Annotated in this window: 20 protein-coding genes; 6 read left to right on the forward strand and 14 right to left on the reverse strand. The window is 49.3% G+C overall.

Going from position 1 to position 19,065, the window contains the following annotated elements; translation table 11 throughout:
• Nucleotides 1-27: 27 nt before the first annotated feature.
• Genes G3I67_RS00840 through G3I67_RS00890 form a run of 11 tightly spaced genes read right to left on the reverse strand, consistent with a single transcriptional unit; the run spans nucleotide 28 to nucleotide 10,288 of the window.
• Nucleotides 28-921, reverse strand: a complete 894-nt coding sequence (locus G3I67_RS00840) for a VOC family protein (RefSeq protein ID WP_163651098.1) — start codon at nucleotides 919-921, stop codon at nucleotides 28-30.
• Nucleotides 922-923: 2 nt separating this feature from the next.
• Nucleotides 924-1,703 carry an exodeoxyribonuclease III gene (gene xth, locus G3I67_RS00845; protein WP_163651099.1) on the reverse strand — a complete coding sequence of 260 codons (780 nt, stop codon included), beginning with the start codon at nucleotides 1,701-1,703 and terminating at the stop codon, nucleotides 924-926.
• 54 nt (nucleotides 1,704-1,757) lie between these two features.
• A complete protein-coding gene (locus G3I67_RS00850) occupies nucleotides 1,758-3,290 on the reverse strand; it encodes a cryptochrome/photolyase family protein (protein ID WP_163651100.1) in 1,533 nt (510 codons plus the stop codon).
• 18 nt (nucleotides 3,291-3,308) lie between these two features.
• The gene (locus G3I67_RS00855) at nucleotides 3,309-3,758 is read right to left on the reverse strand and encodes a nuclear transport factor 2 family protein (RefSeq protein WP_163651101.1); all 450 of its coding nucleotides are present in this window, start codon (nucleotides 3,756-3,758) and stop codon (nucleotides 3,309-3,311) included.
• Between the two features lie 4 nt (nucleotides 3,759-3,762).
• Nucleotides 3,763-4,533, reverse strand: coding sequence for an SDR family NAD(P)-dependent oxidoreductase (locus G3I67_RS00860; RefSeq protein ID WP_163651102.1), 771 nt, complete (start codon nucleotides 4,531-4,533; stop codon nucleotides 3,763-3,765).
• On the reverse strand, nucleotides 4,530-5,081 hold the full coding sequence (locus tag G3I67_RS00865; RefSeq protein WP_203583501.1) for a DUF3833 domain-containing protein: 552 nt from the start codon (nucleotides 5,079-5,081) through the stop codon (nucleotides 4,530-4,532). The genes G3I67_RS00860 and G3I67_RS00865 overlap by 4 nt, the downstream gene beginning before the upstream one ends.
• The gene (locus G3I67_RS00870; protein WP_235931589.1) at nucleotides 5,078-6,388 is read right to left on the reverse strand and encodes an MFS transporter; all 1,311 of its coding nucleotides are present in this window, start codon (nucleotides 6,386-6,388) and stop codon (nucleotides 5,078-5,080) included. Before G3I67_RS00870 ends, G3I67_RS00865 begins: the two co-directional genes overlap by 4 nt.
• 2 nt (nucleotides 6,389-6,390) lie before the next feature.
• A complete protein-coding gene (locus tag G3I67_RS00875) occupies nucleotides 6,391-7,005 on the reverse strand; it encodes a chalcone isomerase family protein (protein WP_235931591.1) in 615 nt (204 codons plus the stop codon).
• Nucleotides 6,977-8,200, reverse strand: a complete 1,224-nt coding sequence (locus G3I67_RS00880) for an SAM-dependent methyltransferase (RefSeq protein WP_163651103.1) — start codon at nucleotides 8,198-8,200, stop codon at nucleotides 6,977-6,979. Before G3I67_RS00880 ends, G3I67_RS00875 begins: the two co-directional genes overlap by 29 nt.
• A 16-nt stretch (nucleotides 8,201-8,216) precedes the next feature.
• A complete protein-coding gene (locus G3I67_RS00885) occupies nucleotides 8,217-8,987 on the reverse strand; it encodes a DUF1365 domain-containing protein (protein WP_163651104.1) in 771 nt (256 codons plus the stop codon).
• On the reverse strand, nucleotides 8,984-10,288 hold the full coding sequence (locus tag G3I67_RS00890; protein WP_163651105.1) for an NAD(P)/FAD-dependent oxidoreductase: 1,305 nt from the start codon (nucleotides 10,286-10,288) through the stop codon (nucleotides 8,984-8,986). Before G3I67_RS00890 ends, G3I67_RS00885 begins: the two co-directional genes overlap by 4 nt.
• A gap of 104 nt (nucleotides 10,289-10,392) precedes the next feature.
• Between G3I67_RS00890 and G3I67_RS00895 the strand changes: the two genes are divergently transcribed.
• Genes G3I67_RS00895 through G3I67_RS00905 form a run of 3 tightly spaced genes read left to right on the forward strand, consistent with a single transcriptional unit; the run spans nucleotide 10,393 to nucleotide 12,822 of the window.
• Nucleotides 10,393-11,415, forward strand: coding sequence for a MerR family transcriptional regulator (locus tag G3I67_RS00895; RefSeq protein ID WP_163651106.1), 1,023 nt, complete (start codon nucleotides 10,393-10,395; stop codon nucleotides 11,413-11,415).
• A gap of 29 nt (nucleotides 11,416-11,444) precedes the next feature.
• On the forward strand, nucleotides 11,445-11,987 hold the full coding sequence (locus tag G3I67_RS00900) for a lipocalin family protein (RefSeq protein ID WP_203583502.1): 543 nt from the start codon (nucleotides 11,445-11,447) through the stop codon (nucleotides 11,985-11,987).
• Nucleotides 11,988-12,000: 13 nt separating this feature from the next.
• The gene (locus tag G3I67_RS00905) at nucleotides 12,001-12,822 is read left to right on the forward strand and encodes an endonuclease (RefSeq protein WP_163651107.1); all 822 of its coding nucleotides are present in this window, start codon (nucleotides 12,001-12,003) and stop codon (nucleotides 12,820-12,822) included.
• Here G3I67_RS00905 and alr read toward each other — a convergent pair.
• On the reverse strand, nucleotides 12,813-13,877 hold the full coding sequence (alr, locus tag G3I67_RS00910) for an alanine racemase (protein WP_163651108.1): 1,065 nt from the start codon (nucleotides 13,875-13,877) through the stop codon (nucleotides 12,813-12,815). The genes G3I67_RS00905 and alr overlap by 10 nt on opposite strands.
• Entirely contained in the window at nucleotides 13,874-15,169 is a 1,296-nt protein-coding gene (locus G3I67_RS00915) for a D-amino acid dehydrogenase (protein WP_163651109.1), read from the reverse strand. The genes alr and G3I67_RS00915 overlap by 4 nt, the downstream gene beginning before the upstream one ends.
• 342 nt (nucleotides 15,170-15,511) lie before the next feature.
• Between G3I67_RS00915 and G3I67_RS00920 the strand changes: the two genes are divergently transcribed.
• Both G3I67_RS00920 and G3I67_RS00925 read left to right on the forward strand, forming a co-directional pair.
• Nucleotides 15,512-15,715, forward strand: a complete 204-nt coding sequence (locus G3I67_RS00920) for a cold-shock protein (RefSeq protein WP_028816786.1) — start codon at nucleotides 15,512-15,514, stop codon at nucleotides 15,713-15,715.
• 104 nt (nucleotides 15,716-15,819) lie between these two features.
• Nucleotides 15,820-16,404 (forward strand): nitroreductase family protein, encoded by a 585-nt coding sequence (locus tag G3I67_RS00925; RefSeq protein ID WP_163651110.1) that lies wholly within the window; start codon nucleotides 15,820-15,822, stop codon nucleotides 16,402-16,404.
• Between the two features lie 24 nt (nucleotides 16,405-16,428).
• Here G3I67_RS00925 and G3I67_RS00930 read toward each other — a convergent pair whose 3' ends face one another.
• On the reverse strand, nucleotides 16,429-18,723 hold the full coding sequence (locus G3I67_RS00930; protein ID WP_311197027.1) for a heavy metal translocating P-type ATPase: 2,295 nt from the start codon (nucleotides 18,721-18,723) through the stop codon (nucleotides 16,429-16,431).
• A gap of 127 nt (nucleotides 18,724-18,850) precedes the next feature.
• On the opposite strand from G3I67_RS00930, the gene G3I67_RS00935 reads away from it, so the two are divergent.
• Nucleotides 18,851-19,051: a heavy-metal-associated domain-containing protein gene (locus tag G3I67_RS00935; protein ID WP_311197028.1), complete on the forward strand. Its 201-nt coding sequence runs from the start codon at nucleotides 18,851-18,853 to the stop codon at nucleotides 19,049-19,051.
• The last annotated feature ends 14 nt before the right edge of the window (nucleotides 19,052-19,065 follow it).

Consider the following 19,065-nt stretch of genomic DNA (forward strand, 5'->3'; position numbering starts at 1 on the left):
TTTGTCTCCGATATGAGTTACAGATTTTTATATTGAATTGTCAGTATCTATAAATTCCAGCAAACTGTTGAACCCGGGCACATGAAGCGCGATTCGGTTTCCCAGGTCGCGCCAACGAATCTCGCTGTCGGGGTTTGCATGTTCGAGGATGTTGCGCAAGGCATCCAGCTTGTTCGTTCTGATTGCGATCGCACCAAAATAGCTAGCTCGTCCACAGGCATCGCATACCAATGGTCCAAAGCATTCTTCGTAGGCTTGTTGCGAAACAATCACGAGTTCATATGCATGTCCTTGTATGCGATATTCACCATGTTTGCCGCGTACGGCCTTGCCGCCGCAGACTGCTGCGTACTGTTCGGCATCGCGTTTAGGCGTTTTGCTCACGATCAAAAGCGCTGCAATGCTTTGGGCTCCATTCGGGTGCGACTGCCATTCGCTTCTCCAGACTAATTCTGGCGTTAAATGCTGGCAAAAGTAGACACGACCTGCCGGAAAAAATCCCGGCGTATACCTGACGGTCTTGAACTTGGCATCGGAAACTTTTCCATCCAGCTCAACAGGTCTTGAAAAAGCTTGCACAGGTTTGACGTCCTGTTTACGACCGATAAGATCCTGATAGGTTTGATCCGCATCACTTGACTGGAATACCAGTCCATCGGTGCCGATCTGGCTCAATAATAATTCCCCTCGTGTTTCCGTGCCGTCGTCAGGCAATCCGATCAGTTCAATGTAATCCTTGTCCAACATTATCAGATGGTTGATCGATCCCATCGTATGCCTGCCAAGCGGGGTCAGAGTGAATCCAAGATGTTTGAATACCCGATGGGCTTGCTCCATCTTTCTGCCGATATTGATCACGAGGTGATCGATTGGTAAAGCGACAGCTGAGTGCGTGGAGGTTTTGGACGAGTTGTTTGCCATGATTATGTCCTTAGCGTGGCTACGACAGGGGTATGATCGGACGGTTGTTCGTTTCCACGCGGGCTCTTATCAATGATGCATTGCGTGCATGCATTCACAAGCGGTGCGGAAAGCAATACATGATCGATTCTGACACCCGCATTTCGTTTGAAACTATTCATGCGGTAATCCCACCAGCTGAATGATTTTGGCGGCTGTTCGAATAATCTAAACGCATCCTTGAGTCCTAGGTCGAGCAGACTTTGGAGTGCGGCGCGTTCGGGCTCGGAGACGAGTACTTCACCCACCCATTTTTCGGGATTGTGGACATCTTCATCGGCAGGCGCCACGTTGTAATCCCCCAGAACTGCAATGTTGGGATATCGCTGCATTTCGGATTGAAGCCAGCTTCTGAACGCCTCATACCAGGATAGTTTGTACTGGTACTTGTCGCTACCAACAGATTGTCCGTTCGGGCAATAAGCACTGATCACCCGAATCGATTCGGATCCAAAGGGGAGGGTTGTTGCCAGTACCCGCTGTTGCGGATCTTCAAAACCGGGAATGTTTCTGGTGATGTCCGCGCCAGGTTGCCTGGAGATGACCGCAACGCCGTTATATGTTTTTTGTCCAGCCCAGCCTGCGTGATATCCAATATCTGCAAATGCCTGTAAGGGGAACTTGTCGTGGTCGAGTTTCAATTCCTGCAGGCAAAGCGCATCGACAGGATTGGTTTCCAGCCAGGACAGCACCTGCGGCAATCGCACTTTAAGTGAGTTCACGTTCCAGGTGGCGAGTTTCATGCATTAAATTCCGGAAATGACATATGAATAGAACAAATTAAATCACGATCCGCCTCATAGAATCTTTTCTAACGTTCGATTAGCTTTGCTATTTATTTCGGCGAGTGTTTCTTCAGGCATGCGGTCAAGCTGGTGGTAGACCATTTTAAGTCGATGGTTATTCTCAAACCGGGTCCGATGCCGATCAAAAAAATTCCAATATAAGGCGTTGAATGGACAGGAGTTTTCTTCAGTCCTGGTCTTGGGGATAAATAGGCAGCCTTTGCAATGATCGCTCATGCGTTGAATATATGCTGCACTGCTGACGTAGGGTTTGGTTGCAAGTCGACCACCATCGGCCCATTGACTCATGCCAATGGTGTTGGGCGCCTCAACCCATTCAAAAGCGTCTATATAAATTCCCAGGTACCAATGGTGCAACTCGGTAGGATCCAATCCCGCCAACAACGAGAAATTACCGATCACCATCAGACGCTGAATGTGATGGGCGTAAGCATGCTCAAGAGATTGGCCAATCGCTTCAGCCAGGCAAGCCATATCCGTTTTACCTGTCCAGAACCAGGTCGGAAGCGCTTGATGGTGTTCCAGTTCATTGGCTTTAGTGTATTCGGGCATGCGTGCCCAGTAGATACCCCTGACATACTCTCTCCAGCCGAGAATTTGTCTGATAAAACCTTCACACGCATGGATGGGAGCAAGACCATCGCGCCAAGCTTGTTCGGCACGAAGCACAACCTCGCTTGGATTGAGCATTTTCGTATTCAGCGCAAACGATAGCAGCGAGTGAAACAAATGCCAGTGATGTCTTGAAATCGCGTCTTGATAATCGCCAAAGTAAGGTAAAACGTGATCGATGAAATATTCAAGCTGTTTCAGCGCCTCGTCTCGATCAACTGGCCAGCGAAAGTTATCGGCCTGAGGGTTGCCCATTGTTTTGATGCCTGCTTCAACGATCGTTTGCCATAGTGCACTGTGATCATGATTGGGACGGAAATCTATTGGACCAGCAGGGGTACCAGGCCACGATTTGCGATTTTCGACATCAAAGTTCCATTGTCCGCCCTCGGGCTTTGAATCTGGCGCCATCAAAACATGGTGTGTACGACGCTGATGACGATAAAAGGTCTCCATGAGCCATGATTTTTTGATACCAAAGAGTTTTAAGGCATCGTCGCGCTGAGTGAAGTAATGCTCGCTGTCAACCATCTTAACCGGCACGCGGCAATTTGAAGCCCAGTCTTTTATATTTTTATCCAGTCGCCACTCATCCGGCTCCTGATATTCGACAGACTTGGCATCATAATGATCGATGAGTGCATCCAGGTTGGATGTGATTTGATGGCGATTGCTTGGATGATCAATTCTGATGTACCGCACGCGATGTCCGGTCGATTTAAGCCTGTCGGAAAAAGCACGCATGGCGGCAAAGATGCCTAGTACTTTTTGTGCATGATGCAGTACATAGTCAGTCTCGCTGCGCACTTCCATCAATACGTATATAACCTGGTCGTTTGATTGATCAAACCAGCTGTGCAAAGGATTCAGTTGATCGCCCAGGATTAGTCGCAGCGTGGGACGCATTTTCATTATGTAAATATCAGTGCCTTAACTACTGGCGCGGCGTTTTAGCCATCGCATCAGCACGCGAACCATCGGAAGTTTTTCGTAAAGCTCTTCTGCCGCATCCCAGTAGTCCCTGTGTAGCGTAACTTTTCCGTCCGCGTTGAATTTCAGATGAGATCCACCATGTATTGTTTGCATGGATTCTGTGTCAAAGCGTTTAAACCGGAATCGAAATTCCCAAACCAGAAAACATTGCCGATCCTGAACGATTCGCTCGGTCACGATAAAACGTGGTGAATCAAGTGTTTCGAACATGTGCGTAAAGATACTTTCGATTCCCTTCACGCCCAGAACATCGTTAAATGGGTCTTTGAATTTAGCTTCCTGACTATATATATTCGCCAAGTTTTTAAGATTGTCAGGATCCAAGAGCTCAAAAAATTCTATCAGATTTTGAACCGCGTGCTCTATAGCTTGATGTGTGAGGTTCATTTCTTTAAAGGCCGGTGATGCGGCGAACCGCCGCAAAATATATCGGGTAGGGCAGTAGTCTGAGCAATTTCATGAAGCGCGTAAAACGTTTCGGAAAGTGAATTTCAAAATCACCATGAGACCAGCCCTTCAGAATGGCTTTCGCCGCGTCTTCAGGAGAAATCAATGCCGGCATATGGAAATCATTTTGCGCGGTTAAGGGGGTTCGAACAAATCCAGGGTTGATTAAACTCACGCCTAATCCCTGATGATGAAGGTCTAGGTAGAGGGTTTCAGCCAGATTGATGAGCGCCGCTTTGGTCGGGCCATAAGCCAGGCTTTGCGGCAGGCCTCGAAAGCCGGCCACGCTACTAATCAGACTGATATGCCCCTGTTTGCGGGTAAGCATATTCGGAATGACGGCATCCAAAACCTTCAACGCACCAATCGTGTTGATTTCATGATGTTTCAATAGTTCAGCTAAATCGATGTTGTCGGCTCTCATCGGTTTGTAGTGGCCTGCGCAATAGCACACAAGGTCGATCGCTCCATCCTTGGTTGCCAGATCCGTAGCTGAACGAATGGCCTCGCCGTCGGTGATATCCAGTTGCAAGGCCAGGCTGTCGGAATGGTGGCGCACAAACTCTTCCAGTGCATCGCGATTGCGGGCCGAAACGATCACTTGGGCTCCTTGCGCGTGTAATTGTTCCGCCAAGGCACGACCTATTCCGGTTGATGCGCCAATCAACCATACACGCTTATTTCGCCAATCGCGCAGTGGCGGGTTCATGCTCATGGCGCAAGCTTGCGAAACGATAATGTGACTTCTCCAAGCCTGATACCGAACTTGCTCATGGTTGCCCGGTTCAGCATGACTTGTTCGTCAACCAGATACATCCAGTCATCAAATTGAACCTCGTAAACCTTATCATCTACTGGCAGTTTGAGGGTATAGGCCCATTGAAATGCATTGCCGATGGCTAGACCATCCGCAGTGCCCGCAACGTCGTCAGCTGTGCCCGTGTAACGACCATTCTCGTGTTTAGTCAGTCGCCAGATCCGTCTCTCTTTCTTGCCGTCGGAATATGAGAAATGTTCATCCAGTACACCATGATTGCCATCCCAACGCCCCTCCATGTCGACAGTGAATCGTTTAATCACTTGACCGCTGCGATCTTGAAATATGCCATGTGCGATGATTTTTCCGTTGAAATAGGTGGCTAAATCAAGCTGCGGCTTTTCATCTGCATAGCGCTGAATGTCCTGACTGGAACAGCCGGTCAGCGCAACGATGGCCGCAGCAAGAGCGTGTAAAGCGCGACGCGATGCTTTGACGATCTTCAATGGATATTCTCCCGGGTTGATTTGATTGACTGGCGCGATGAGTTACGAATAAATCCAGCATAAAGCCCTGCCGCCGCAAACAATTTGAGCGAACAGGGTAATAATGAGTAAGTCAAGCTAAGGGCATTTATTCCTGGAGCGGATGTCGTTCCGGGCTGATAACCGAGCCAGGCCAGAAATGGAAGCGAAAGACCTGCTGCCAGCGCTAAGTTGAGTTTGCTGGCAAGATTCCACCAGCCAAAATATGCACCCTCGCGCTGTCCGCTGTCTCCGCGTGCGTTGATGATTCCGGCAAGCATGGCACCAGGCAAGGCAAGATCTGTCCCCAAGGCTAAACCGGACAGCACGCATACTACCCAGAAGGCCGTCACATCACCGCTTGAGAGCATGCCTGCCCAGGCAAACACAGTGATGGCAAGCAGCATGCCGATGAACCAGGTTCGGGCAAGTCCCCATCTGATCACCGCCCGCATCCACAAAGGCATGGATGCGGCAGCGCAGACGAAATAGGTCGCCAGAAAAAGTGGTTTGAGTTCAGCAGCGTTTAAACGATCCTCGATGAAAAACAGGACAAGCGTTGCCGGAATTGCACTTGCCATGCCGTTCAGCATGAAAACGATCATTAAATTAATGAATGGCTTGTTTAACCAGGGGCGGATCAGGTCTTGTTTCCAATGAACATCAGCCGCATATTGAGAAACTGGGGGAGACTCGCTTCGCATCCAGGCCATCCAGCCGACTAATAGCATGAGGGCAAATACACCGATCCATTGATCCCATCCCAGCCAGGCAGGCAATACAGATGCGAGAACAACACCAATCAGTCCGGCGCCTTCGCGCCACGCAACAATACGTGCGCGTTGACCTTCATCACCACCGAGTCTTGCACCCCATGATTGATGGGATATGGCGAGCAAACTGAAAGCTAATGACGTGAATATCAAAACGGCAAGCAGCGCGATTGGGGAATCGCGACGCGGCCAGGGAGGAAAAAAAAGCAACGTCATCCCGACAATTAAAGCCAGAGCCGCGCCCGCTCCGTAGAACAGAACATATCGAGAAGAGTGAGCAAAAAGACGATCTGAAAAACGTCCCAGCCATGGGTCGGAAAAGGCGTCAAGTAGACGAGCAAGCAAAAGAACCAAACCCAGAGTGACCAGGGACATGCCTTCTTTGCCGGCATAAACGTGTGGTAAGTGCACGTAAAGAGGCATGGCGACAAAAGCAAGCGGTAAACCCAACAAACCGTATCGCAGGCAGGTTCGGGTGTTGATTGTTTTGTCGACTCTCCAGTCTGGCTTCATCATAATCAGTCGATCATGCCGCGGCCCAGAAGCGCCATACGCATCTCCGGCTCGGATGTATTGGGCGAAAGCCAAATGCCGAAGAATAGGCGGGCAAAATCGGCATCATCGATTTGTCCGATTTGTCGACCGTTATACCAAAATACAGCCCCTTGACCCGGTATGTGTTGGCCTGTTAGCCGATCGCCTGACTTCACATCCGGGAAGATGGCTTTCATTTCTTCTAGCCATTTTTTGGCTTGTGAATCGGATACTGCCGCAGCACGAAGCATTTCTTTTAAAGACCGCTCCGCTATAGCGTTTCCATTCAAAGACCGTAAATATTCCAGCTCCAGGACCACAGGTTGATCACCCGCTATGCCGACACTAAACGACGGCAGCGTCCATAGTCGGGCATGATAGATTTCCATTCCCCAGTAGCGCATGGTCGCCTTTCCCTGAAGCCTGCTTTCCGGAAGTTGGGGATGGCTGCCACCACCAAGAGATTTAGTCTGTTCGAATGTTTCCTGTTGGGGTTGAACCGGATTAGAGTATGTTGTTCCATTCCATCCTAGTAAGATGGCTAGTGTCCAAATAATCAAGGCAATGGATTTACCGCTCCAGTGTGTATTGAACGACATCGATATCTCCCGCTTCGAAACCAGCCTCACAATAAGCCAAATAGAAATCCCATATGCGAATGAATCTTTCGTCAAATCCTAGGCTTAATACGTTGTCACGCTTGGCAAGAAAGTCATTTCGCCATCTGCGGCAAGTCTCTGCATAATCGCGTCCGAAGCAATACTCGTCGATGATTTTCAAGCCTGCCTTGCCGGCTTCGCGCTTGAATGAGGACGGTGAGGGCAGACAACCGCCCGGGAAAATGTATTGCTGGATAAAGTCGGTCGATCGAATATAGCGATCGAACAAATCATCGCGAATGACGATGCTCTGAATACAAGCACGTCCGGACGGTTTAAGCAGGCGGGAGATGGTTTCGAAATAGGTCGGCCAATACTCCTGTCCGACTGCTTCAATCATTTCGATTGAGCAGATTGCATCGTAAGGTCCATCATTAATATCTCGGTAGTCTTGCAGACGCAAGTCGGCTTTGTCGGCGAGTCCTTGTCCAGCAAGCCGTTCCTTTGCCCAGGATAGTTGCTCGGTTGATAATGTCACGCCGGTGATATGTGAATTGAATTCTTTGGTGGCTTTTTCTGCTAATGCACCCCAACCGCAACCGATTTCCAGCACACGATTTCCTTCGCGGGCGTTAACCATATTTAACGCTCTGCGAACTTTGGCATGTTGCGCTTGCTCGAAGTCTTGTTCCAGATCGCCATTAAAAATGGCTGATGAATAATTCATCGTACCGTCCAACCAGGATGAGTAGAACGCATTGCCCAGGTCGTAGTGTGCGTGGATATTCTTGCGGCTGTTGCTTTTGGTGTTGCGATTAAGCAAATGGCGTATACGATAAAGCAAGCGTCCGGCCCAATTGCCGTGAATCACTTGATCAAGCGCGTTTCGGTTCGCGATAAAGAGTCCCATCAAAGCCGGCAACTGCGAAGTAGTCCAATCACCATTCAAATAGCTTTCGGCAAATCCGATGTCGCCTGATTTAAGCGCTGCGGAAAAAGGATTCCAGTTATGCATTTGCATACTGACATGCGGTCCATTACCGTCACCTACGGTGTGCGCACTGCCATCGGGCAATCTGATTGTTAACGAACCATGCTTGAGCTTTTGTAAAAGCTTGAAAACATATCTAGCCGAAGGGGTCGCCATTTCGGGTAGCGATAAGGAAGTCTGATTCGATGCAGTTAACGTATTCATGCGCTAATTTCCAGATCTAACGGGTAACGATTTGGTCGGGAGCTGAAGGCTTGCTGTAAAAACCAACGCGCTTGAGCCATAACTTGAGTGCTTGCCAATGAATCCGTGCCATCACCATGAGTGTCATGGCAGGGTAGTGCAAAAGAGCTTTACGAAGTGCTTTTTTATCGATGGGTTCAAGTACGCCACTTACGCTGGTGTTGAGAAGTGGTCCGTTTTCATCTTCAAGATCAATTCTTACCACGGTACGCTCTTTGAGTTGCTGGACAGTTCGCATGAATCTGAAGCTGTATTGACCTTCGACACGGCAAAAGGGCGATACATGAAAACACTTGCGCGCCCGAAGCTCTGCTCCATACCTGGGCGATTCGAGTAAGTAGCAGTGTCTTTCACCAAAGGTGTTGTTGACTTCCACCAGTATTGCGCGAAGCGAACCGTCATTTCGGTGGCAGTACCAGAAGCTTACGGGCTTAAAGGTGTAGCCTAGCATGCGTGGATAAGTATGAAGCCAGATTTCACCATCCGCGTCATTGATGCCTTCATTGCAAAGCACCTCTTCGAGCCAGCCAAGAGCGCCGCCGGCTTCTGGACCACGTCCATCCCCATGATCAGAATCAAAAAAACTGATGCCTGCCCGTTTGTTGATCGCCAGTCCACCCATCGCATCGGTATTTTTTAATTGACGCATCGGAAGCATCAGAAAGAAGGTGCCATATACGAAACTGTTGCGTTTGGGACGCAACCGCGTATGCCTAACCTGACCGAATCCGATTTGAGCGATGTTCATGCTGCAGCCTTACGTAAAGATGAAGTCCTCTCGAGAACGTCTATCGCGACCGCCAAGCCTGACTTCAGGCCGTCTTCATGAAATCCATATCCCGTCCATGCACCGCAGAACCATGTGCGCTGATTGCCTTGTAACTCAGGTATGCGTTGTTGTGCCTCAATGGCAGTCAAGTCGAAGACTGGATGGCTATATTCGAATTGAGCCAGAATTTTCGCCGGGTCGATCGGCCTGATCGGATTCAGTGATTCGACAACGGGTTGATCGAAAGGCAAGGGCTGCAATTTATTTAGTAAATAGTGCAGGCACACTCTTGTTGATTCTTGCTGCTCATCAGCAGCACGTTCATAGTTCCAGGCAGCCCATGCACTTTCCCGTTGCGGAAGAACAGATGCATCCGTATGCAATACGGCAAGATTATCCTGATAACGAATGGCACTCAAAACTTCATGTTCAAGTGGCGTTGGCTGACTGAGCATGGCTAATGATTGATCGGAGTGCGTGGCAATCACCACGAAATCGAATCGTTCGCTGCCGTGATTCGTATGGATCACGACGCCCGCAGCATCCCTGTCTATGCGCATGACTGGAGTATTTAATCTGGCATCTGGAATGTCAGCAATGATTTTTTCGACGTAATTCCTTGCTCCACCCACAACGGTATGCCATTGAGGTCGATCATTGACTTGCAGCAGGCCATGATTGTGGCAAAAACGTATCATGGTGGCGACCGGAAACTTCAACATCTGATCAGTTGGACAGCTCCAGATGCACCCCAGCATCGGTAAGAAATACCAGTTGCGAAAAGCCTGACTGAAATGATGTCGATTCAAAAAATCCAGCAGAGGTTCGGCTAGTTCCGACTCTTTTCCATGTTTTGCCAGTTGGGTGCACAGACGGTTAAAACGAAGAAGATCCTTGAGCATCCCAAGAAACTTCGTATTGAACAAATTACGTTTCTGTGCGAATACCGTCCTGAGGTTATTTCCACTCCACTCGAGTGATTTACCACCTTTAGATCCCGGTACCTGCACCGAAAAAGACATGTCCGAATGCGCTGTTTTCACATCCAGCTCTGCAAACAAAGAGATCAAGTTCGGGTAAGTACGCTCGTTGAAAACCAGAAATCCTGTGTCGACACCCCAGGTTTGGTTACCACTTGATGAGGGAAGCGTGATGTCGACAGTATGCGTGTGGCCGCCGAAATAGTTGCCGCCTTCAAACAAGGTGACATGCGCTTGGTGCCGCAATTTGTGCGCCGCAGCTAGTCCGGAAATGCCTGATCCAACAATTGCGACTTTCATTAAAATCTCTTTTTTGTCCTAGACAAAACGATTCTATGTTAAATTTGTCCAAGCTGCAAAGGTTATTTTTCTAATTTTTCTAGGCTTATCCAATACGCCGGCTAATGAGTAAAAAAGCGTTCGACCATCCTGTTGCCACTAATTCGTCCGGGTTGACCTGGTCGATTTCCGACGTCGAACGCGAAACGGGTCTCGGTAAGGACACGTTGCGGGTTTGGGAGCGTCGATACGGCTTTCCCGCTCCTCTGAGGGATGCGCTTGGCGAACGAGCATATCCGGATGACCAATTGAACCGGTTGAGAATGATCAGGCGTTTGCTTGATGCGGACCATAGACCGGGAAAAGTGGTTTCCCTTCCGCTAGAAGCCTTGCAAGATCTGCTCAGTGTGCAGAATGCTCGTGATCCACATCCACAAATTAAACGTAAAGTCCAAACAAGACCCAAAACCAATTCCGTCATCGAACCTGATTCGTTTTCGAAAGATAACGAGGATGTATGGGTCGGATGGCTGAAAAGAGACGAAACACATCAAATCAAGCAGGCTTTGCAGCAAAATATTTTGATGCATGGTTTGGGCTATGTTGTAGAAAATCTGGCTGCTCCACTTTGCCGCTTGGTTGGACAGGCATGGATGAGTGGGGATATATCGGTTTACCAGGAGCATTTATTCACTGAGACTTTGCAATCCGTATTACGTGAAGCGATTGCTTCAATTGATGCCGTGGTCCAAACAAGGGGATGCAGACCTCGTGTTCTGCTGACAACCACACCTAACGAGTTGCATAGTCTTGGTTTGCTTATGGTCGAGTGCCATTTTGCCCTTGCTGCCTGCGAGCGTTTTGTTTTAGGCACATCTACACCCATAAGCGACATCATCCAAGCTGTAGAGCGATTGAATATCGATGTTCTTGCCATCAGTTACAGCCCGTACGCATCAAGAAAAGAAGTACTGGATAGTCTTCAGCAATTGCGAACTCATATAAATGATGCTGTAGATATTTGGGTCGGAGGTGCGGGTGCATACGCGAATAGACGTTTGCTTCCCGAAGGGGTGGAATTGATGCGTAAAGCATCGGATGTATCTGATCAAGTTGCCGCTTGGAGAAGTCGACACGGTCGACAGTAGAAATTGTTTTAACGTTGTAGAGGTGGTAATTGAATTCAATCAAAGTTTTTTTCATTATCCTGTTCGGATTGTTTGGGCAAAATGTTTATGCTCAGTCAGACGCTCCACTAACATCGATACCAAGCCTCGATGTTCAAAAATATCTTGGGCGTTGGTATGAGATTTCCAAGTTTCCGAATAGTTTTCAAAAAAAATGTGTTGCAAAAACATCGGCTGAATACGAATTAAACACAGATGGGTCATTGCGCGTTTTGAATCAGTGTCAGCTCGCCGATGGTGAGATGAATCAGGCGATTGGTCAGGCTAAACAAATCGGAGATAGTCATTCAGCAAAGCTCGAAGTCAGGTTCGCACCGATCTGGCTCTCTTTTCTGCCGTTCGTCTGGGGTGACTACTGGGTTATCGATCTGGATGAAAATTATCAATTGGCTGCAGTCAGCGAGCCCTCGAAAAAATACTTGTGGGTCTTGTCGCGTACACCTGTTGTAGATGAAGCGAAGTATTCAGCTTTGCTGAAACGCTTGACAGCCATGGGTTTGGATGTAAGTCGTCTTGAAAAGTCTCCACAGTGACAATGCCAATTTAATGCAGTCTGATTCGCATCGAATCGATCAGGCGTCATTGGCCGCGTTGCCCAGAAGTCCGGGTGTATATATTTTTAAAGGCGAAGGGACACTGCCGCTTTATATAGGCAAAAGCATCGATATTCGTACCCGAGTGCATTCGCATCTGCGAGCCAGGGATGAAGTGCGAATGATTGCGCAGTCCCGTAAAGTTGAATTTATCGAAACGGCTGGTGAAATCGGAGCCTTGCTACTTGAAGCACGATTGATCAAGCAGCAAAGTCCTTTGTTCAATATACGATTGCGTCGTTTACGCAATCTTTGTTCAATCCGACTATCAAAACACTCCGATTTTTCAGTCACCCCTGAAATTGTCTCCGGTCATGACGTCTGTCCAGGTGAAGCTGAAAATCTTTACGGGCTTTTCGGCTCAGTGCATGCCGCTCAAAAAAAACTTCGCGAATTAGCCGGAATCCACCGGTTGTGCCTTGGACTGATCGGACTGGAAAAAATCGGTAAGCGCGGATGCTTTGGCCTGCAAATCAAGACTTGTTTAGGTGCATGCGTGGGACAGGTGGATAGAAGCGAACATGATCTCAGGTTGTTGAATGCCCTGGATGCGTTGCGTGTTCATGCCTGGCCTTATCGCGGCGCAGTGGATCTGATTGAGCAACAAGGCGACTGGATTCAAAAACACCGAGTGCAGAATTGGCGGTACTTGAGCACATGGTGTTCGAAGACGAATCAGCGCACCCAATTCGAGCAACACGAGTTCGACTTGGATACTTACAAAATTCTGGTGAAACCTGTCATGCTAGGTACGGTTCGCATTGATCAGATATAAATCTTTGGAACCCGTTTCAAGTTGCACAGCGGTTCGTAAGAAATAGTCCCTGCCTTTTGTGCCACGTCATTAATATCGACGAGCGGCCCCCAGCATTCGACCGAACTACCGATTCCTGCTTGAGGCAGATCTGTCAGGTCGATAGTCAACATATCCATTGAAATGCGCCCGATTGTGCGGGTGAGTTGTCCATCCACGGCAATAGGGGTGCCGGTCGGCGCTGTTCGAGGATAGCCATCTGCATAGCCGATGGCTACCAGCCCTACGCGAGTCGATTTTTCTGCAGTAAACGTTGCCGCATACCCCAAGGATTGTCCGGGCATGAGCGTTCTTATGGCAAAAACTTGACTCTGCAATGTCATGACCGCTTTGAGTCCGTGGTTTCTGTTGGGCATGGGGTCCGCACCGTAAAGCAAAATCCCCGGGCGAGCCCAGTCTCGATGCGCCTTGGGCCATGCAAGAATTCCGCCCGAGTTCGCCAGGCTGCGATCTCCCGGTAAACCAGCTGTGGCAATATCAAAAACCTCGATCTGGTTTTGAGTCATTTTGTTGTCCGGCTCGTCGGCGCAGGCAAAATGACTCATGAAGGTGATTTGCCCGACTCCGGGGCAAGCCTTGAGGCGGGCATAGACAGCTTTGACCAAGTCGGGTTCGAAGCCGGCTCGATGCATACCCGAATCCACTTTGAGCCAGACGTTCAGAGCGCCGGGCCTGGTTTGAGTGTTTTCGATTGCAGTCAGTTGAGAGTCCTGATGGACAACAATCCACAAATCGTGGGCTATTGCCGCATCCAGATCCTGTTGATCAAAGCACCCCTCAAGAACCAGGATCGGATTGGATATGCCCTGTGTCCTGAGCTCAATGGCTTCAGCCACAAACGCGACCGCAAATCCATCAGCATCATCGGTAAGCGCTTTGGCGCAAGCTACCGCACCATGGCCATAGGCGTTGGCCTTCAATACGGCCAGCGCACGACCCCCATGCATTGATCTGGCTAATTTGTAATTGTGGCGTAGTGCCGATAGATCGATCAGTGCACGGGATGGTCTTGTCATGCGTGTGAAGTAGCGGTTTGTTTACCGAAGGAAGGTGCCGTTTTCTTATAACGTACAACAGATAATCCATCGGTGCTGATTTCGGTCTTGCGACCGGTCAGCTGGTCAGCGATCAGTTTGCCTGAGCCGCAAGCCATCGTCCAGCCCAACGTACCGTGCCCTGCATTGATGAACAGATTAGACAGATGCGTTGCCCCTACAACAGGGGTGCTATCAGGTGTCATTGGACGTAAGCCGGTCCAGAAGCTGGCTTTACTCAGATCGCCACCCGGAAATAGTTCGGTCACGACCTTTTCGAGTGTTTCGCGACGACGGGGATTCAGGTTCAAGTTGAATCCGCAAAGCTCAGCCATCCCGCCCACACGGATTCTTTGATCAAATCGTGTCACTGCGATTTTATAAGTTTCATCAAGAACTGTGGATTGTGGGGCAAACGATTCGTCGACGAGAGGAATCGTCAATGAATATCCTTTGACAGGGTAAACAGGCAGATCGATTTGAAGAGGCGCAACCAGATCACGGGTGTAGCTACCCATGGCTGCGACATATTTGTCGGCCTTAAGAACTTGACCATTGACGCGAATTCCTTCGATCTGCCGGCCATTGCTCATAATCTGTTCGATCGGCGTATCGAACATGAATTTAACGCCTAACTCTTTTGCTTTTTCTGCAAGCTGAGTCGTAAACATCTGGCAGTCGCCGGTTTCGTCGTTGGGCAATCGCAAGCCACCAGTGAGAAGGTTTCTTGCATGCGCAAGGCCGGGCTCGACTTGCGTGAGCTGATCCCGATTGAGCAACTCGAAAGGTACGCCACATTCTTCGAGAACTTTGATGTCTCGCTGAACTGCGTCTAGTTGTGCTTGCGTGCGAAACAATTGCAGTGTTCCGCCGGTGCGATGCTCGTAATGGATGCCGGTGTCATGTCTGAGCTGGCGTAAGCAATCGCGACTGTATTCGGATACGCGCATCATGCGCTCTTTGTTGATCTCGTAACGTTCGCTATTGCACTCGCGCAACATTGCCGCCATCCAGCGCAACTGCCACATACTGCCGTCCAAGCTAATTGCTAGGGGGGCGTGGCGCTCGAACATCCACTTGATTGCTTTAAGCGGAATGCCTGGTGCCGCCCATGGTGTTGAATATCCGGGTGAAACTTGACCCGCATTGGCAAAACTAGTCTCATTGGCTGCGCATGGCTGACGATCGATGACCGTCACATCTGCACCCGCACGGGCAAGGTAGTACGCTGTAGTTGTGCCGATGACGCCTGCACCCATCACAATCACTTTCATGGTTAAATTTCCGTATAGCAGTGGATTGTGAAAGTTTAGACATAGTTGAATAGTGAATTTAATTGAATATTTTTGTCATTTTGTGTGAAATCACTGTTTTTGGTGCTTTGAGGCGATTTTGTCAGAGAAAAGCATAAAAACAACAGCTTACAGTGCATAAATAGGCTGTTTAGTTTGACTCTGAGAGTGTTCCCTCATACACTTTGCTGGCAAGATAATCAAGCGACGCGGTTTTTGTACCTAGGCTGTCGCCCTTAGTGGTAATCAGTGGTGTCTATCCCTTCCTTGACCATCTAGCACGTTGGGCGTTTTGCCCGTTATTTATCTATCAAGGAAGTTCAAATGGCAACTGGTGTCGTTAAGTGGTTCAACGCTGAAAAAGGTTATGGTTTTATTATGCCTGACGGCGGCGGCAAAGATCTGTTCGCTCACTATTCGGAAATTCGTTCGAGCGGTTACAAGACCCTCGAAGAAAATCAGAAAGTCAGCTTCGAAATCGGTCAGGGCGCTAAGGGCCCATCAGCGACCAATATTCAAGTGCTGTAATTCTGATTAGTCTGGTCTGCTTCGGTGGGCCGACTTTTCTTAAACCCTGTATCGCGAATGTGATGCAGGGTTTTTTACTTCTCAGGATGAAGGATTGAACTGGCATGTCGAGTTCCCAAGGTCAAGTTTGCGTACAAGCAATGTTGTCGCGTCGTTCAAACAAAATGGTTCAGGCCCCCGCACCCGATGCCAAGCAGTTGCAAATGATTTTGCAAACCGCCATGTGCGCTCCGGATCACGCATCTTTGCGTGCCTGGCGGTTCGTGATTGTCGAGCAGAAAGACATTGCCCGATTCACCGATATGGCTATCGATGCGACACGCAAATCAGGTATTGAAGTGACTGCTCAAAAAGAGCAAAACATGCGCAAATGGCTATCCGAAGTTCCATTGCTAGTCGGACTGGCTTATCAAATATCGCACGACAACCGCAAAGTGCCCGAGATCGAGCAGACCTTATCAATGGGGGCAGCGGTGATGAATATTCAAAATGCGGTGCAAATGCTTGGATTTTCAAGTTACTGGAGCACGGGGTTGGGCACTTATACCGAGGATGTCCCCGCAGCACTTGGTTTTGACACGCTTGATTATCGATTTTGCGGTTTTCTGGCGATTGGCACACCGATCAGTCCGGCGACTCCGGTTGATCGTCCGGATGTGATGACCATGACGCATACCTGGAAGCCTTGATTGTGCCTAGCTCGTTTTAAAACCTCAGGCCTGAGGTTGAAATCGTTTCAACCTCAACGCATTCGCGATCACGAATACACTGGAACAAGCCATAGCTCCTGCTGCGAACATGGGAGACAACAGCGTGCCCGACACCGGATACAACACTCCCGCTGCTAGCGGCACCAGCGCGACGTTATAGGCAAACGCCCAGAACAGATTCTGTTTGATATTGGCCATCGTCGCATGCGACAAACCTATCGCATTCACGACACCTTGAAGATCATCTGACATCAGCACAACTGAGGCGGATTCGATAGCAACATCAGTGCCGGTGCCGATTGCTATGCCCACATCGGCAGTTGCCAGGGCAGGGGCATCATTGATGCCATCTCCTACAAATGCAATGACATGTCCATCCTTTTTCTGCTGCTGTAACAAGGCGACCTTGCCCTCGGGCAAGGTATGCGCATGCAGTTGATCAATGCCGAGCTCTTTGGCTACAGCCTGAGCTGTGTATATATTGTCTCCCGTGATCATGAGTGTTTGCACATTCATGCTCTTCAGTAAACTGATCGCTGTTTTTGCGCTTGGCTTGATTGGATCAGCCACTGCGATTAGGGCAACGAGTTGACCATCCATCGCCAGAAAAATCGGTGTTTTGCCTTGTTGTCCCCAGGCAATGATTTGGGCGGTAGCGTGATCCACTTCGATACCGTTTTCTTTCATTAAATTTTCTGACCCTGAAATCACCACTCTACCTTGTACGATTGCCCGTACGCCAGCCCCGTTAATGGCGTTGAATTCCTTTGCCGCAGGCAGAGGTAGCTTGCTTTCTTGTGCCGCACTCACAATTGCATGAGCGATGGGATGCTCGGAATGCATTTGCATCGCCGCAGCGATAGAGAGTAATTCATTACGACTCTTATTCGAATCCATGACCAGCAGGTCCGTCATCACGGGCTTACCCAGCGTGAGCGTACCAGTCTTGTCAAAGGCAATCACTTGGACATCGCGCAGTCGCTGCAATGCATCGCCTTGTCTGAACAACACACCAAGTTGCGCTGCGCGACCAGTTCCCACCATGATCGACGTGGGTGTTGCCAGACCCATTGCGCAAGGGCAAGCAATAATCATGACTGCAACCGCATTCACCAGTGCAAAACTCAAACTAGGCGAAGGGCCGAACAAGAACCAGATTAAAAACGTCAGTAAAGAACAGGCCATGATGGCCGGGACAAACCAGGCAGTCACACGGTCGACCAAGGCTTGAATCGGCAGTTTGGTGCCTTGCGCGTTTTCAACCATGCGAATAATGCGAGCCAGAACGGTATCCGCACCTGTATGCGTTGCTTTAAAGGTAAAGCTGCTTGACGTATTGATCGTTCCACCAGTTACTTTGTCATGTTTGTGTTTAGTCACCGGAATCGGTTCGCCGGTGATCATCGACTCGTCCACATAGGGTTCGCCTTCAGTGATCACGCCATCAACAGGTACGCGTTCGCCCGGCCTGACAAGGACTAGGTCTCCCGGTACAACAGATTCGATATCGACATCGACAGGGCCTGACTCGCGCATCACGCGCGCCTGACGAGGCTGAAGTCCGATCAGATGCTGGATTGCCATACCAGTCTGGCCTTTGGCCATCGCTTCAAGCATACGTCCGAGCAGGATCAGGGTGACAATGACGGCAGCCGCTTCAAAATAGACAAACCGTGTCCCTTCTGGCAAAACTTGTGGCCAATAGCATGCCAGCATCGAATAGACCCATGCGCTGCCGGCACCCATGGCGACAAGCGAGTTCATTTCGGGGGATAGTTTGAACAGTGCGCCAAACCCCTTGGTAAAAAAGTCACGACCCGGACCAACCAAAACAAGTGTGGTCAGAATGGACTGAAGAATCCAGCTATTCTGCATTCCAATATGCACATGAACGAATTCATGTATCGCCGGAAAGAGGTGGGACCCCATCTCAAGAACAAATACCGGTAGCGTCAAGATCAAAGAAGTGATCAAGGCACGCTTAAGATGTTTCGCTTCTTGTTGCCTGGACTCTGTCAGCGTATCTTTCGGAGCAACATTGAGTTTGACTTCGGTCGCCTCGTAGCCTGCCTTTTTGACCGCAGCGATGGCAAGGTCCGATAAGTCACTTTGTAAGGTGGGGTGAGGGTCAATTTCGATATGTGCCCGTTCGGTAGCCAAATTCACCGTTGCCTTGCTCACTCCTGGTACTGCAGCCAACGCTTTCTCAACGCGTAATACGCATGAAGCGCATGTCATGCCTTCGATTGACAGGTCTAATGAGGTGCTTTCGGGTGCGGCTGCCATGATTTGCTTCATCCAGATTCTTTCTGCTTGTTTTGTTGTTTTACCTCATATTTGCACTTGATCGACTTCGTTACAAGTGACACACTGGCAATGAGTGTATATAGGCAGTTTATGAAACATCTGTTTTAGGAGTCTAAAAGTGAGTATTTCGTTCAAAGTCCCCGATATGACATGTAATCACTGCGTAAAAAGCATCACAAACGCGATTCATGAGGTCTCGCCTGATTCAGGTGTGCTGTGTGAGCTGGATACCAAAAAGGTGACCGTAACTGGTGAAACAGATGCGAAACGGGTTGAGAAGGCGATCAAAGATGCCGGGTATTCGCCTGAGATGGGATAGCCTTCGGTAGGCAA

This window comes from Sheuella amnicola (genome assembly GCF_010499255.1).
GTDB classification, from domain to species: Bacteria; Pseudomonadota; Gammaproteobacteria; order Burkholderiales; family Burkholderiaceae_B; genus Zwartia; species Zwartia amnicola.